Origin of the sequence: Wenzhouxiangella sp. XN24 (genome assembly GCF_011064545.1) — a bacterium.
Classification (GTDB): Bacteria; Pseudomonadota; Gammaproteobacteria; order Steroidobacterales; family XN24; genus XN24.
This window is the reverse complement of the sequence record NZ_JAAMFG010000034.1, coordinates 99,361-114,238: the sequence shown is the minus strand read 5'-3', so window position 1 is coordinate 114,238 and position 14,878 is coordinate 99,361. Positions and strand designations below refer to the sequence as shown.

Here is a 14,878-nt window from a genome sequence, read left to right as displayed (position 1 = left end):
TGTTGCGGCCGATGATCGTTGAGGCCTGTTCAATCCCTGCACGTCAATTGAGTGATGCGGTGGCAGTTGCCGAGGCCGGTTGACGTACACTTGCTGTTGTCGCCGATGCGCACGTTCACGTGCCCCAGCTTCGACTTGCTGTTGCGCTGGCGGCTGCCGGTCTTGTAGCCCTGCAGGCGGCAGAAGGCGTTCAGCGCCTGTTGCGTGCGGCAGCTGCCATGGGCATAGCACAGGTCCAGCCAACGCCCGCCGACCAGCGGGTCCTTGAACACCTTGCTGCGTACCTGCCGCTTCGGGGGCGGCGCAGGCGGCGGCAGCGGCTCGACTTTCGGCAGCATCGAGTCGGCGCTGAGCGCAGTGGTGTTGTGTTCCAGGTAGGCCACGACCGCGCGCTTGAGGTTCTCGCGCACGCTCTGGTACACCTCGGGCTCGCCCGGAAAATTCATCGGGTTGAGCAGTTCGTAGATCGGGCGCAGGTCGAGCAAGATCGGGTAAGGCGTGCCGCCGGCGCTGTAGCCGCCCTGGTCCCAGGAGCCATTGCCGCCGACCGCCACGAAGGTCGCACCCTCGTTGCCGACCGTACCGCGGGATCCGGTCTGGGTGCCTGCAAGCTGGCTGTGGTGTGCGGACCCGCCATTGCCGAACACCTTGGCGCCGCCGAATTCGCTGAAGCCCTCTTCGCTGCGCTCCTGCTGCGCGTACGACTCCTCGGTGAACATCTGCGTCATCTTGGCGCTGGCGCCGTAGGTGACGGCGTAGGGGTAATGGGTGCCGAAGCGATCGATCAACGACTGGTAGCGATGGAAGCGCCGCGCGTCTTCCACCGCGTCGATGAACGCGCTGGACAGCGTGATGTAGGGGTGGTCCAGCACCAGCGCGTACTGCTTGTGGCGCGAATAGGCGGCGGCCTGCGCGACGGACTTGCTTTCCTGCATGCCCGACATGGACGCACGCGTCGACTCGTAGCCGGCGCTCGCCTCGAACACGCTCACGCCGGGGATCTTGGTCGAAGGGACGTTGGCGCTGAAACTGTTGCCGAAGGTGTGGGTGCTGGTCTGCTGCAGCTCGGTCTCGCTGGCGACGAGGGTCCTGCGATACACCGTGCCCTGCTGGCCGTCCTGGATCAGGGTGAGCCCCACCGGCACCGTGCGACCCTCGGTGATCGAGTACATGGTGGGGTCCACCGGGGCCAGGATCTCCTCCTTGTGGTTCTGCAGCAGGAGAAACGGGTCCTGGGTCACGATGTCGTAGCCACGACGGTTGGCAGCGACGTTCATCAGGTAAGCGCTCAACAGCCAGGAATCGTCGATGCGGACGCGGCTGTCGGCCCCGGCGCGCGAGGCGCTCGGCTCCGGCCGCACGAACATGGCGCCGTCCAGCGTCAGGCGCACGCTGCCGCTGCGCGTCACGTCCAAGGTGAGTGTCGTACCGTAGGGAAACGGCGCGGTCGCACGATAGGTCTTCACCGGGCCAAGCCGCTGCAGGACGTCGCGCAGGGCGAGGCCGTCGTTACTGACGAAGCGCACGAACGGCGTCTCCTCGATCCCGGTCGCGAGATGCAGCCCTGTCGCCGGGTCGGCCGTCTCGACGACGACGAGAAAGCGCGGCGTGGTGTAGTTGCCGTTGGCCATCGACACCAGCTCCGGGGAGTCGCTGCCCCAGATGCCGGGGTCGTCACGCGAGCGGTCGAGCGTGATCGTGCCGGTCTCGCGCCACACGCCGTCGAGGCGCGCCCAGCACAACGAGGCCATTTCCTCGGGCACCCCGGAATCGAGTTCATCGAGACTCAGGCTCGCGAATGAACGCTGGGTGATGCGGTCCACGCGTGGCGCGGCAGCGCCGACCGGCGGCTGGGGCGCAGCGTCCGGTGCGGTGGCCAGGGCCGGCTCGTCACACCCGGCGAACACGTCGGCCGGCGCACGGCCGAAGTCCTGCGCGCCCACCGAGGCCGTCATGGCGAGCAGGCTCGCGAGCAATGTGCCCCGGATCATGCGCAGATCGTCAGGCCGGTGTCGGGATCGATGCCGATCGGCGTGCAGTTTTCCGGTACGGGTGCCGGCGGGGTGCCAGGGGGCGCCGCCACAGGGGGCGGTGTCCATGCCGGCGGCGGCGCCGGCTGCTGGACAGGCGCAGGCGCAGGTACCGGCATCGGGGCCGTGACCGGCATGCCGGGTAACGGCTGGCCTGGCGCGGCGCCGGCGCCGGGCTGGACCGGGTACACGGGCGCCGCGGGCGCTGCGGGCTGCGGAGCCATGCCCGGCAGCGGCGCCACGGGCGGCGGCGCGAATGACGGTGGGGCTGCGCCGCCGGCCATCGCGCTGAGTTCATGGGACAGGGCATCAGGGTACTGGGCGTCCAGCCGGATCAACTGGTAACGCGCCGGCCCGAGCTTGCCCTGCACCGAGACGTCGAGGTGGCCCTCGCGGTTCAGTGTCAGGGTCGCCGGCCCCAGCAACGGCAGGTCCTCAGCCGTGTAGACCCCGGCCCCGGTGCGCCGGAAATCCTGCATGACCACCATGCCCGGGCTGATCTGCAGCACGAACAGGTGCCGCCAGGGGTCGATCGCATACGCCCGGCCCTGTTCGATGCGGATCTTCTTGTTGATCGTGTTGACCCGCCACACGCCGTCGATCGGCAACGGCTCAGTGCGCGCCACGTCGTACTGGTTAGGCAGGAACGCCCCGACCTTGGGTACGCCCGCGGCATCGAGCGCCGCCTCGACCATGTCCTGCGCCGCGGCGGGAGCGAGCCAGCACAGCGCCACTAGAATCACGGGCAAAGACAGGAACCTGGCCGGGCCTCCTTGCCGACCGGCGCGGTGAAAGCTGGGGGTCGTCTTCATCAACGGTAGATCTCCTGGGAATTGCGCAATTCTTCGGGTTCATACCGTCTATCGTCAGGAAGGAGATTTTTCCCTCATCCGGGTCGAAAAAACATTCTTCTGGTGCGAAACCGCGATTTCGATCGCGGGCGACATTCTCATGCGCTGTGCGAACGCCCGGTTACAGGCGCTAGCGGGGCGGTACCGTTCTCGTGGTCTATTCCCGTCCGGCCCGCGCCGTATTCAACACTTCCGCCAATCCCGCCACCGCGCCACCGATGTTGCTCAGCTCGGCCGGCAGGATCATGGTGTTGTTGGTCTTCGCGAGGTTGCCGAACTCGCGGACATACTGCTCGGCGATGCGCAGGCTCACGGCCTCGCGCCCACCGGGGATGTTGATCGCGGTGGCAATACGCTCGATGCCGAGCGCCGTGGCGTCGGCAAGCATCTGGATCTCGCGCGCCTTGCCCTCGGCCTCGTTGATCTGCTTCTGTTTCTGGGCTTCGGAAATGTTGATGATCTGGATCTTCTCGCCTTCGGAGACGTTGATCTGCTCCTGGCGCTGGCCCTCTGAGCGTGCCACCACCGCGCGCCGTTCGCGTTCCGCGCGCATCTGTTGCTCGAGCGCATCGGTGATCGTGGTGGGCACCACGATATCGGCGATCTCGTAGCGCAGGACTTTAACGCCCCAGGGGTTGGCGGCCTCATCCAGCGCCTTGACCACCTCTTCGTTGATCTTGGAGCGTTCCTCGAACGTCTTGTCCAGCTCGATCTGGCCGACCACCGAACGCAGCGTGGTCTGCGCCAGGCTGGCGGTGGCGAAATGATAGTTGGCGATGCCGTAGCTGGCCGCGTGCGGATCCACGACCTGCAGGTACAGCACGCCGTCCACCGACACGCTGATGTTGTCGCGCGTGATGCACTGCTGCTGGGGCACATCGATCGCCTCTTCCTTGAGCGTCTGGCGGTAGGCGACGCGATCGATGAACGGGATCAGGATATGGAAACCGGCGTCCAGCGTGCGGGCATAACGCCCGAGACGCTCCACGATGTAGGCGGAGCGCTGCGGCACGATTTGCGCAGTCTTGAACAGCGCCACCACGATGATGCCGAGAAACACCAGTGATATGAGTGTCATGATGTTGATGCTGTCCACGCGGATGCTCCCTTGAAAAAAAACCGGCCCGGCCTACTCGCCCGGGCGTTCGCTGCTGACGTTCAGAACCAGTCCCCGGCGCCCGGTGATCCAGAGGCGCTGGCCGCCGGCGACCGGTTCGCTGCATTCCGCGTTCCACCGGGCGCCGCGATAAGTGACCACCCCGATCCCGTCGACGAAATCTTCTTGAGCCGTAACGGGGGTGCCGGGCACCAGCACTTCGATGCCGTCGCTCGCGAGCTCCGACTTACCCAGGAACCAGCTCTTGACGCGCTTGCGCGCCACCAGCAGGAGGCCCACCGCGAGCAGCCCGAACACCAGGATCTGCGTGTTGAGCGTCATGCCGACCCCGAACCAGAGCGCGATCCCTATGAGCAGGGCCGCGATGCCGAAAAACACCAGGATCACCCCGGGCAAGGCAAACTCGGCCAGGATCAGGAGCACGCCAAGCAGTGTCCATACCGCCGCCGGCGAAACGCTGAAGTCGATATTCATTCCCGGATCCTGCCACGCCCACAGCGGGGGCAACCGCCGCAGTGTAATCGCAGGAGCGCGTGCTGGGTACCCGCGGCATGCCCGTCGGCACGTGCTCGCCGCGAGGTGAGAGGGCCGGGCTTGGCTCGTGGTTCGTAAAGGTTCGCGGGCTGAAAAGCTCGATCGGCACCTATTGGTCCGGCCGTGCAGCCTGGCCCAGGAACTGGAGCAGGTTCACTCTTTCCAGCGCGGCCTTGTAACGGGGGTCGTCATGCAACGGCGCGACCAGCGGATCGGTCAGCAGCTGGGACACACCGGTGTCACCTGAGACGAACGCACGCTCGAGCGACTCAAAGGCCAGGTCGAGCGCGCCTCGCTGCGCCGCCACCTGGGCCTGCTGATAGGCTGCCCTGTCCCCGAAAGTCTCGACCAGCTCTGCCTCGACCTGATCGGCCTCTGCTTTACGTCCGAGCTTGTAGAGCGCCAGCGCACGCCCGGTGACATGCATCCAGCCCAGCGGCTCGGCCTCGAAACGAGCCAACGCCGCCGCATAGTCGCCTTCGAGGTACTCGCACACACCAAGGTAGTAATGTGCCCGGTTGAACCCAGGATCGACCGCCAGGACCTGCTGCAGTACCGGCTTGGCTTCGGGGTACCTCCCGGCCGTCATCAACATGTTGCCGAGAAACACCTGGTTGACCAGGTTCGTCGGCTCCAACTGCACAGCCCGACGCATCGCCGCCAGGCCCTCGTCGTAATACGGCAGGCCCCGCAACAGGATGGCGTAATTGAAACTGATCGTGGAATTGCCCGGCTCCAGTTCCACTGCGCGGCGCATCAGGGCCCGGGCCTCGGTCCATTGCAGATCCCGGTAGGCCAACAGATAGCCCTCCAGCATGTAGCCGGCGGCGATCTGCGGGGCATGCCGGCGTGCCTGGACCGCAGCCTCTTCGATTCGCGCCCAGCCTTCCTCTGCTCCAATCCAGCCGTTGGCTACCAGCAAGGTGGAGGCGTTACCAAGTGCGAACCAGGCATCGGCGAACTCCGGGTCCTTCTGCAGCGCGCTCTCCAGGGCCGCCACTGCTTCCTGCAGAGTATCCTGGCGCGACCCCTGGTTGAGCAGGTACCGGCCGCGCAGGTAGTCGTTGTACGCCTCGACATTGGTGGTGCCGCCAGCCTGCATGCGGGTCTCGTCCTCGCCCAGCAGAGTCACCTCAAGCGCCTCGACCACCTGCCCGGCGATATCCGACTGGATGGCGAACACGTCGGTCAGTTCGCGGTCGTAGGTTTCCGACCAGACGTGGTAGCCGTCCTCCGCCTTGATCAGCTGCGCGGTGATGCGCAGGCGGTTGCCCGACTTGCGGACGCTGCCCTCCAACAGGTGCGCGACCCCCAGTTCCTCGCCGATGACGCGCAGATCCACGTCCCGGCCCTTGTATGCGAACGAGGAAGTGCGTCCGGCCACTTTGAGCGCACGCACCTTGGCCAGTGCGTTGAGCAATTCCTCGGTCAGGCCGTCGGAAAAATACTCGTTGTCACCCTCGCGGCTCAGATCGGCAAAAGGCAGCACCGCGATACTCGAATCCGATGCCTGGCTTCGAACAGGCGCATCCACAACCGTTGAAACGTATGTACGGGCGACTGTTCCGGCCGCCGTGTCCGCAGGCGTGTCGACGTCCCCATCGAGTCCCTCTGCCGACCCGGTCCCAGGCGACGCCAGCCGGTCCGCCAATCCGAGGCCGATGGCGATCAAGAGCAGGACGACGATGGCGACATTCAGCTTGTGCCCGGTCCGCCCGCTCAGGGCTCCCGGAGCATCGATCTCCGAATCCCGACGGAGCCCTTCCGGCGTCAACTCGTAGATCCACGAAAACACCAGCGCCACCGGGAAGCCGAGCCCCAGCAGCAGGAGGACCATACGCCCGGTCCACTCCGGCAGGCCCAAAGCGGACATGCCCACGTCGGCGGCCTGCAACAGGAGCCACGCCGTCACGACGTAGAGAATCGCCACTCGAATGACGTTGCGCCGCTTCAGTTCGGCCAGCAGAGTCATTATCCGCCACGCTCGCAGGGGGTTTGCCGCGAGTCTAGCATGGGGCTTGTGCGCCTGAGTTCGCCGACCTGGCGCCGAGCTGGATGGCCACTTTCCGCCGCCTGATGGCGAAAGGCCTCTTGGGCCGGGCCGCTAACCTACATCCGTCTCCAGCATCCCCACGAGATCGTCCGCATGCCCCTCCTCGTCCTTGAGGATGTCCTCGATCCGGTCCATCATCTTCTCGCGCGTCCGTTTCTAGACAGCACAGAGTCATCCTTCGGGACGCCGGGGCCGCAGATGCGTCCCGGTCAGCCGCATCGATATGTCACGCCAACTCTACGAATGACAAGCAGTTTTCCATGGGGGCAAAATCAATCTACTATCGGGTCATAAGACGCCTTTGCCGCCCAGGTCCTTACGGGCGAGGTAGAGCCCCTTTGCCTGGACGGCAATCGATTCGGCCGTGGTGGCTGGCGTTGCCTCCAGCTATCTGGCGCATGACAGGAGGTCGGGCATGCAGGATGAATCAGGGAGAAACGGGCGCAGCGGCGCAGACAATAGCCCACGGCGCATCGGCCGGATAACCGCGACACGGGCAAAGCGGAGGATCGCGCCGCCGGTCGTCCTCGCCTGGGTTTCGCCCATGGTGATCGTGATCCTGGTCGCCGTGTTTTTCTGCACCGCCTTCTACGTGCTGGACTCGCTGCTGTTCGGCGCCGGCCTGCGCAGTGCGGGCGGGATGCTGGAGCACTACCTGTCTTTCGACCCCATGCTCATCACCGACGCCCTGCCGGCTTTGGGCATGACGATCGTCGCGGTCCTCGGCATCGTACTGACCGTGGTCGCGATCATCGTGCAGCTCTCTTCGGAGCGCTACACGAGCGTCGCGATGATGTTCCTGCGCGAGCCGGTGCACATCATTGTCATCAGCTTCTACATCATCGCCAGCCTCTGCGCAGTCTGGCTGAGCGTCACGCTGCGGCCCGACTTCGTGCCCCGGAGCCTTCTCCTGCTGGTCATGGTTCTGACCAGTCTGGGGCTCGCCGCGATGCTGCCCTATTTCGCATATACCTTCTGGTTCCTTGAGCCGGGCAACATCATCGACCGGCTGCGGGGCCATGCGGTCCGCCTGACCGTGCGCGGGTTCGACGTACAGCCGCCCGACAATGTGGATCGCCTGCAGGGCCGCGTGCTGGAGAAGATCGAGGAAATCACCGATATTGCGAACAATTCCATCGAGGGCCGGGACAAGATCATCGCCGGCCAGGCCATCGACTCGCTCTGCGAGTTCGTCGTCGAATACGTCGCGATGAAGCCGCCCGACGAACGGCCCTGGTACCGGCTCGGTGACGAGTTGCGTTTCCATCCGGATTTCGTGGGGATGGATACGGAGCTGCAGCAGGAGCTCGAGACGCGGCACCTCTGGGTCGAATGGAAGATCCTCCACGAATTCCTGCGCGTCTACAGCGAGGCACTGGAATCGATGAGCGACATCGACTCCCAGGTCGCCATCGATACCCGCTACCTCGGCGAGGCGGCTGCCGCGGCGCGGCGGACGGACCTGATCCGGATGGTGTTCCGTTTCTTCAACTCCTATCTCCGCGTGGCGATCGACATGCGGGTCGAAGGGACAACCAATTCCGTGTTGCTTCAGTACCGGATGCTCATCGAGGAGCTCTTGCGACAGGATCTCTGCGAGGAAGCCTGCGAGGGCGTGCGCTTCATGAAGAGCTACGGCTTTCTTGCGTTCGAAGACGAACTGAGCTCGATCACGGAGATCGTCGCTTACGACCTGGCCAGCCTCTGCCAGTTCGCTCATCGAGAGCAACTGGGCTGCGACGAGCCCATGCTGCGGGAACTGCTGGCCCTGGATGCCGAGGACGCCAGCCAGACGCATCGGCACTATCGAGGCCTGCGAGGGGTACGCAAGGCGCAGACGCGCCTGGCCGTGTATTACCTTTCGAAGGGCGAGCAGATGAAGGCGCAGTTGATCGCCGACGACATGTCCGACATGTCCGAGGAGTTCAGAGTCCAGATGCATGATGAGCTGTTGCGCCAGGCCCCACCGCATTTCTGGGAAATCGTGGACCGGGGCCGCAACCTGCATTACCTGGCAGAGAATGAGCGCGCCTACCTGGATCGATTCCTCGATCTCATCGGCGATCCTGCCAGGTAGTAGCCTCCTCCACTGCGCATCGGGTCCGCCTGCACCGCTGCGTTCCACGCAAGTCGCCGGCCGTCATGTGCTAGTGTGAATCAGCATGGAAGACGACGAAAACAGGCACCCTTTCCGCGACTGGGAGCCGCCATTACCCCCGGCGAGGGAAACCGCGACCGGCGAAGCCCGGCGGGTCGGCGTCGAACTCGAGATGATCGGTCCCGGGGTCTCGGACGTCAGCGCTATCGTCGCCGACCAGGTGGGCGGTCGATGTGAAAAAAAGAGCCCCTATGAGCACATCGTGCATGGCGACGAGGCCGGCGAGTGGCGCGTCGAACTGGACTGGGAATACCTCAAGCGCAAAGGCCGCGAGGAAGCGCCGGACACCGATCTTGCCGCCTTCGTAGACGAGACCGCGGAGCGTCTGGTGCGGGCCGGCGCGGAGACCATCGTACCCGTCGAGGTCATCAGCCCACCGCTGCCGATGCGCCGCCTCGCCGATTTGCAGTCGCTGATCGTGCGCCTGCGGGACGCCGGGGCCCGCGGGACCGGGGCCGGGATCTCCTACGCGTTCGGGCTGCAACTCAATCCGGAGCTGCCGTCACTCGATGCGCGCACCATCGCTTCCTACCTGAAGGCGTTCTTCTGTCTCTACGAATGGCTGGAGAAACGCTCCGCCCCGGATTTCACGCGCAAACTGACCCGATTTACGGCTCCGTTCCCCGCAGCCTATGTGCGCAAGACGATCGATCCGGAGTACTGGCCGCCCCAGGATCGACTGATCGACGATTACCTGGCGGATAATCCGACCCGAAACCGTGCGCTCGACATGTTGCCCTTGTTCCTGCACCTGGACGAGGCTCGCGTGCGCGCGGTCGTGGAAGACCCGCGGGTGAAGCCGCGGCCCACCTTGCATTACCGGCTGCCGAACTGCGAGATCGATGAGCCGGGCTGGGGCATCCATATCCCGTGGGGCGACTGGCTGAAGGTCGAGAGGCTTGCGACCGATCGCGACCGGCTCGAGCGCATCTGCCGGGCCTACGCCCGCTGGCTGGACAAGCCGATGCGCCACCTGTTCGAGAATTGGGCTCGGGAGGTCGAGTCATGGCTCGGCGAGAAGGCCGGCCGGTAATCGGCGTCACCGGCCCGCGCCGCGGTGCCTGGGGCCCAAGGGTCTGCGTCCATCTCGCGTTACTCATGGCGGGTGGCCGGGCGTTGCATCTGCGGCCCGGAGACAAGCTGAGCACCCGAACGCTCGACGGAGTGATCGTGACCGGGGGCCACGACGTCGAGCCCGTACTGTACAAGGCGGAAGCCGAAGTCGAGGGCCGTTACGATTCGGAGCGCGACGCGTTCGAGTCCGAGATCATCGACTGTGCCTTGTCCGACGGCACGCCGCTGCTCGGCATCTGCCGGGGCGCACAGCTTCTCAACGTGCGCCTCGGGGGCACGCTGTTCCAGGACCTGCATCGGCGTCGTCACAAGACCTCCAAGCGGCGCACGTTGTTGCCGCTGAAAACGCTGTGTGTCGAGGACGGCACGAAACTCGCCGGCATCCTCGGGCGCGCGGAACTGAAAATCAATAGCCTGCACAACCAGAGTATCGACCGCGTCGGAGAGGGTCTCCGGGTCTGCGGCCGTGATATCGACGAGATCGTGCAGGCCGTGGAAAATCCTGAACGTCGGTTTCTCATGGGCGTGCAGTGGCATCCCGAGTTCCTGATCTACCTGTCCCGCCAGCGCCGGCTCTTCCGCACCCTGGTGGCCGCAGCGCGGGACTACCGCTCCGGGGTGAAACCCGGTTGAGCGTCTATGTCGGGCTGTTCTTGACGTCCTTCTTCGCCGCAACCCTGCTGCCGGCGTACTCCGAGATATTGTTCGGCGGGCTGCTCATACAAGGTTACGATCCGCTGGCGCTCTGGTTGTGGGCGAGCACCGGGAACACCCTGGGCTCAGCCGTGAACTGGGCGCTGGCTCGATTCTTCCTGCGCTACAAGGACCGCCGCTGGTTCCCTTTCCGGGAGACGAAACTCGCACGCGCCCAGCAATGGTTCCAGCGCTACGGGGTCTGGTCGTTGCTCATGGCCTGGGCGCCGATCGGCGGCGATGCACTCACCTTCGTCGCCGGTCTGATGCGCGTGCGCTTCTGGCTCTTTCTCGTGCTCGTGGCGATCGGCAAGGGAACGCGCTACGCCGTGGTGCTATGGCTGGTATTTGCCGCCCAGCAGACGGCGGCATGATACCGATCCGATGACCGGACACGGGGAGCGCCCGCGGGCTGGATGCGATTCACTCGGCCGGCTCCATCCCCGTAGGCGGCGCCATGAACTCCGGACCCACGGATTGCTCGATATGCTCCGCGAGAATGCTGTCCACCGCAGACAATGTGGCGAGATCCATCGACCAGCCGAGAATTTCGTCGATGGGCTCCATCTGTGACGGCTTGCGTCCGCCCCAGATCGCGATCGCGACGCCCTGCTCCAGTATCCAGCGCAGGCTGAACGCGAGTAGCGAACGGTCGTACTTCTGCTTTGCCAGGGACTCCAGGTCCGCCGCAGCGGCAAGGTAATGTTCGAAGCGGGGCGCCGCGAACTTCGGATCCTGGTTGCGCAGGTCGTCCCCTTCGAACTCGCGGTCCTTCGACATTTTCCCCGACAACAGGCCGCGACACAGGGCCCCATAGGTCATCAGGGCAATATTCCGTCGCTCGCAGAAGGGCTTCACATGAGTCTCGATGTCGCGCTCGAGAATGTTATAGGGTGGCTGGCAAAGGTGGACCGGGCACTCGTCGAGGAACGCAGCGATCTGGTCCGGCGTGAAGTTGCTCACTCCCACGGCGCGGATACGGCCCTCATCGAGAAGTTCGCGCATCGCCCGGGCCGTGTCGGCGATGGGCCGCCCCGAATCCGGCCAGTGCACGAAATAGATGTCGATGACGTCTCTTCCCAATCGTTTCAGCGATGCGTCGATCTCGTAACGGATACGATCGCGACTGCCGTTGCGGACGATCTGCTCGTCATCGGTCCAGTCCAGGCCGACCTTGGTCGACACGTGGATGGGACGATCGCCGCCGTATTCCCGTAGTGCCTCGCCGACGATCTCCTCGGACTTGCCGAAGCCATAGACTGGTGCGGTATCCACGAGGTTGACGCCACGTTCGAGCGCCGCGTGCACGGTCTCGATGGAGCGCTTGCGTTCGGTACCCCCCCACATCCAGCCGCCGATGGCCCAGCTGCCGAGCGCGATTCGGGATACCTCGAGATCGGTATCGGGTATACGGAAATAGTCCATTCGGGCCCCTCCCATTTTTTCACTTCTGCAGACGGGAATCGGAAGACAAACTAGGCCATTCGCTGCACCGGAACATTGCGAATCTTCAATGCCGAGACGACGCACTTCGAACATAGTCACCTGCGATGGCGATGCGCAATCTCACGGGAACTCTTCTTGCGGCTTCGGCCTTGTTGCTCGCGGCGGCAACTGTTGCGCCGGTGACCGCGGCCCCTCCCCACCCGCTCGCGGCCCGTGGCGTCACGGACCTGTCCTCGCTGCAGGATGGCGAACGCATCTATGCAGAGGCCTGCGCCGCCTGCCATGGCGCCGACGGCGCCGGGGTCCGACAGGAGCAACTCGGGTTCGCCGTGCCGCCGCCGGATTTCACGGACTGCAACTTCGCCACTCGTGAAGCGCAGGCCGACTGGGTTGCCGTGGCGCATGACGGCGGACCGGTCCGCGCCTTCGCCCGCTTCATGCCGGCCTTCGGCAAAGCACTGAGTGAAGACCAGCTGCGCGCCGTGGACGGCCATATCAGGACCTTCTGCCGCGACGATGCCTGGCCGCGGGGGGAACTCAATCTCCCGCTGCCGCTGTATACCACCAAGGCTTTCCCGGAGGATGAAATGATTCTCCAGGGCACCGTCGCCATGGAAGGCCCGGGCAGCGTCGCACTCGAAGCGATATTCGAGAAACGTATCGGGGCGCGAAACCAGGTGGAAGTGGCAGTGCCGATCGCCTGGCGCGAGTCCGTCACGACGACCGGTGACGGCACGGGCGACTGGCGTTCGGTACTCGGCGATATCGTGCTGGGATACAAGCGCGTGATGTATGCGAGCCTGGCTCGCGGCACCATCGTGAGCGCCGCGGTGGAAGTGGTGTTGCCGACGGGCGACGAAGAAAGCGGGTTTTCCAGCAATACCGTCATCGTCGAACCGATGCTCCTGGTGGGCCAGTTGTTCTCCCGAGGTCTCTTCATGCACGGGCAGGCGGGACTGGGACTGTCCCTCGATGCCGAGGAGGCGGATGACGAGGCGTTCTGGCGCATGGCCGCGGGGAAAATGATCACCGAGGGTCGGTGGGGCCGTCGCTGGACACCTATGGTCGAAGTGCTCGGCAGCCGGGAACTCGTTTCCGGCGCGGACACGCAATGGGACGCGGTACCGCAGGTCCAGGTAACGCTGAACCGCCGGCAGCACGTTCGCCTCGGCCTCGGCGCGCGGATCCCGCTCAACAACACCGACGAGCGCGATATCGAGGCGAGGATCTACGTCCTGTGGGATTTCTTCGACGGCGGCCTGGCTGACGGATGGTGACGATGGCGGTATCGACGAAACTCTTGGTGCTGGTCGCAGCCGCTCACATGCTGGTCCCCGTCAGCAGCAGCGCGCAGGAAGTCGTGGGGAAGCTGTTCGCCACCAGCGACAACTGCGTGGCCTGCCATAACGGCCTGGTCACCAGCGAAGGCGATGATGTCTCCATCGGCGACGACTGGAGCGGCTCGATGATGGCGAATTCCGCACGGGATCCCTACTGGCAGGCCGCGGTGCGCAGGGAGATGATCGACCACCCGGAAGCCGCCGCGGAAATCCAGGACGAGTGTTCGGCCTGCCACATGCCCATGGCCCGTTACAAGGCGATGTCAGCGGGGGAAAAAGGCGAGGTCTTCGCTCACCTCCCCGTGGGTCCCAACCCCGACGAGCAGGCCGCACTTGCGCATGACGGCACCTCGTGCGCCATGTGCCACCAGATCCAGCCGGAGGGACTGGGCGACGAGGCGAGTTTCACCGCCGGTTTCGTGGTGGACGAGACGACACCCCGGGGCGATCGCACGATCTTCGGGCCTTTCGTCGTGAGCGAAGGACGCCGCCACATAATGAACTCCGCCGCGCTGTTCGAGCCGCGCGAAGGGGCTCATATCCAGGATTCAGGGCTGTGCGGGAGCTGCCACACGCTCTACACGCACAGCCGCGGCAAGGACGGCGCAGTGATCGGCACGTTGCCGGAGCAGATGCCCTACCTGGAGTGGGAGCACAGCAATTATCCCGGCCGCGAGAGCTGCCAGAGCTGCCACATGCCGACGCTGGAAAAGGAGATGCCGGTCAGCGCTGTGCTGGGCGAGCCGCGCGAGGGGTTCTCACGCCATGTTTTTCGCGGCGGCAACTTCTTCATGATGCGGATGTTGAATCGCTACCGGGGCGAACTCGGCGTCACGGCTGCGGCCGGCGACCTCGAGAACAGCGTCCGGGAGACCATCGAGCACCTCCAAAGCGCATCGGCGGAACTCGAAGTCACGGCGCGTAAAAAAACCGCAAGCACCGTGGAAGCCGTCGTGCAGATTCGCAACAAGGCAGGCCACAAGTTGCCCACCGCCTATCCCTCGCGGCGGAGCTGGCTGCATGTCACCTTGCGCGACGCAGACGGTGAGCTCGTGTTCGAGTCGGGCCGCCTCCAGCCGGACGGGTCCATCGCGGGCAACGATAACGACATGGATCCCGGGCGATACGAGCCTCACTACGAGACCATCGACGATCCTTCAGAGGTGCAGATCTACGAAGGCATTCTCGCAGGGCCGGACGGCCAGGTAACGACCGGCCTGCTGACCGCCACCCGCTACACGAAGGATAACCGGTTGCTGCCCGAGGGTTTCGACAAGAGGACGGCCCCCGCCGACATCGCCGTGCGCGGCGGCGCATCTGAGGACGGCTCGTTCCGCGGTGGCGGCGACACGATCGGCTACCGCATGGATGTGGGCGACACACCCGGCCCCTACACCATCGAAGTTTCGTTGTGGTACCAGCCGATCTCTTTCCGCTGGGCACACAATCTGGCCCCTTACGATGCTTTCGAGACCCGCCGTTTCCTTCGATACTACGAATCCATGTCTGCAGATTCGGGCCTGGTCCTCGCGAACGCCCGGACGGTGGTTCGCTGAGAGGGCTTGAAGCCACGGATCCTGGC

12 protein-coding genes are annotated in these 14,878 nt (G+C 64.9%); 6 read left to right on the top strand and 6 right to left on the bottom strand.

Going from position 1 to position 14,878, the window contains the following annotated elements; all coding sequences use genetic code 11:
- Window positions 1-29: 29 nt before the first annotated feature.
- The 5 genes from G6032_RS08225 to G6032_RS08205 all read right to left on the bottom strand — a co-directional run bounded on the left by G6032_RS08225 (window position 30) and on the right by G6032_RS08205 (window position 6,504).
- Entirely contained in the window at window positions 30-1,991 is a 1,962-nt protein-coding gene (locus tag G6032_RS08225) for an MAC/perforin domain-containing protein (RefSeq protein WP_165281668.1), read from the bottom strand.
- Window positions 1,988-2,842 carry a hypothetical protein gene (locus tag G6032_RS08220; RefSeq protein WP_165281581.1) on the bottom strand — a complete coding sequence of 285 codons (855 nt, stop codon included), beginning with the start codon at window positions 2,840-2,842 and terminating at the stop codon, window positions 1,988-1,990. Before G6032_RS08220 ends, G6032_RS08225 begins: the two co-directional genes overlap by 4 nt.
- Window positions 2,843-3,038: 196 nt before the next feature.
- Window positions 3,039-3,977, bottom strand: a complete 939-nt coding sequence (locus G6032_RS08215) for a stomatin-like protein (protein WP_165281667.1) — start codon at window positions 3,975-3,977, stop codon at window positions 3,039-3,041.
- A 33-nt stretch (window positions 3,978-4,010) separates the two neighbouring features.
- A complete protein-coding gene (locus tag G6032_RS08210) occupies window positions 4,011-4,472 on the bottom strand; it encodes an NfeD family protein (protein ID WP_165281666.1) in 462 nt (153 codons plus the stop codon).
- Between the two features lie 169 nt (window positions 4,473-4,641).
- Window positions 4,642-6,504, bottom strand: coding sequence for a tetratricopeptide repeat protein (locus G6032_RS08205; protein WP_165281665.1), 1,863 nt, complete (start codon window positions 6,502-6,504; stop codon window positions 4,642-4,644).
- A 625-nt stretch (window positions 6,505-7,129) separates the two neighbouring features.
- Between G6032_RS08205 and G6032_RS08200 the strand changes: the two genes are divergently transcribed.
- The 4 genes from G6032_RS08200 to G6032_RS08185 all read left to right on the top strand — a co-directional run bounded on the left by G6032_RS08200 (window position 7,130) and on the right by G6032_RS08185 (window position 10,884).
- The gene (locus G6032_RS08200; protein WP_165281664.1) at window positions 7,130-8,662 is read left to right on the top strand and encodes a hypothetical protein; all 1,533 of its coding nucleotides are present in this window, start codon (window positions 7,130-7,132) and stop codon (window positions 8,660-8,662) included.
- An 85-nt stretch (window positions 8,663-8,747) separates the two neighbouring features.
- Entirely contained in the window at window positions 8,748-9,776 is a 1,029-nt protein-coding gene (locus G6032_RS08195; protein WP_165281663.1) for an amidoligase family protein, read from the top strand.
- On the top strand, window positions 9,749-10,450 hold the full coding sequence (locus G6032_RS08190) for a gamma-glutamyl-gamma-aminobutyrate hydrolase family protein (protein WP_165281662.1): 702 nt from the start codon (window positions 9,749-9,751) through the stop codon (window positions 10,448-10,450). Before G6032_RS08195 ends, G6032_RS08190 begins: the two co-directional genes overlap by 28 nt.
- Window positions 10,447-10,884, top strand: coding sequence for a YqaA family protein (locus G6032_RS08185; RefSeq protein WP_165281661.1), 438 nt, complete (start codon window positions 10,447-10,449; stop codon window positions 10,882-10,884). Before G6032_RS08190 ends, G6032_RS08185 begins: the two co-directional genes overlap by 4 nt.
- A 49-nt stretch (window positions 10,885-10,933) precedes the next feature.
- On the opposite strand, the gene G6032_RS08180 is transcribed toward G6032_RS08185, so the two are convergent.
- Entirely contained in the window at window positions 10,934-11,935 is a 1,002-nt protein-coding gene (locus G6032_RS08180) for an aldo/keto reductase (protein WP_165281660.1), read from the bottom strand.
- A 131-nt stretch (window positions 11,936-12,066) separates the two neighbouring features.
- Here G6032_RS08180 and G6032_RS08175 point away from each other — a divergent pair, with 131 nt between their 5' ends.
- Window positions 12,067-13,233, top strand: coding sequence for a cytochrome c (locus G6032_RS08175; RefSeq protein ID WP_165281659.1), 1,167 nt, complete (start codon window positions 12,067-12,069; stop codon window positions 13,231-13,233).
- Window positions 13,234-13,235: 2 nt separating this feature from the next.
- Complete coding sequence (locus G6032_RS08170; protein ID WP_165281658.1) at window positions 13,236-14,852, top strand: hypothetical protein; 1,617 nt, start codon at window positions 13,236-13,238, stop codon at window positions 14,850-14,852.
- The last annotated feature ends 26 nt before the right edge of the window (window positions 14,853-14,878 follow it).

What these genes read in the sequence shown, in the direction of transcription:
- G6032_RS08225 (WP_165281668.1), bottom strand. Translation starts at nt 1,991, where the DNA reads ATGATCCGGGGCACATTGCTCGCGAGCCTGCTCGCCATGACGGCCTCG.
- G6032_RS08190 (WP_165281662.1), top strand. Translation starts at nt 9,749, where the DNA reads ATGGCTCGGCGAGAAGGCCGGCCGGTAATCGGCGTCACCGGCCCGCGC.
- G6032_RS08200 (WP_165281664.1), top strand. Translation starts at nt 7,130, where the DNA reads ATGGTGATCGTGATCCTGGTCGCCGTGTTTTTCTGCACCGCCTTCTAC.
- G6032_RS08175 (WP_165281659.1), top strand. Translation starts at nt 12,067, where the DNA reads ATGCGCAATCTCACGGGAACTCTTCTTGCGGCTTCGGCCTTGTTGCTC.
- G6032_RS08220 (WP_165281581.1), bottom strand. Translation starts at nt 2,842, where the DNA reads ATGAAGACGACCCCCAGCTTTCACCGCGCCGGTCGGCAAGGAGGCCCG.
- G6032_RS08180 (WP_165281660.1), bottom strand. Translation starts at nt 11,935, where the DNA reads ATGGACTATTTCCGTATACCCGATACCGATCTCGAGGTATCCCGAATC.
- G6032_RS08210 (WP_165281666.1), bottom strand. Translation starts at nt 4,472, where the DNA reads ATGAATATCGACTTCAGCGTTTCGCCGGCGGCGGTATGGACACTGCTT.
- G6032_RS08195 (WP_165281663.1), top strand. Translation starts at nt 8,748, where the DNA reads ATGGAAGACGACGAAAACAGGCACCCTTTCCGCGACTGGGAGCCGCCA.
- G6032_RS08170 (WP_165281658.1), top strand. Translation starts at nt 13,236, where the DNA reads ATGGCGGTATCGACGAAACTCTTGGTGCTGGTCGCAGCCGCTCACATG.
- G6032_RS08205 (WP_165281665.1), bottom strand. Translation starts at nt 6,504, where the DNA reads ATGACTCTGCTGGCCGAACTGAAGCGGCGCAACGTCATTCGAGTGGCG.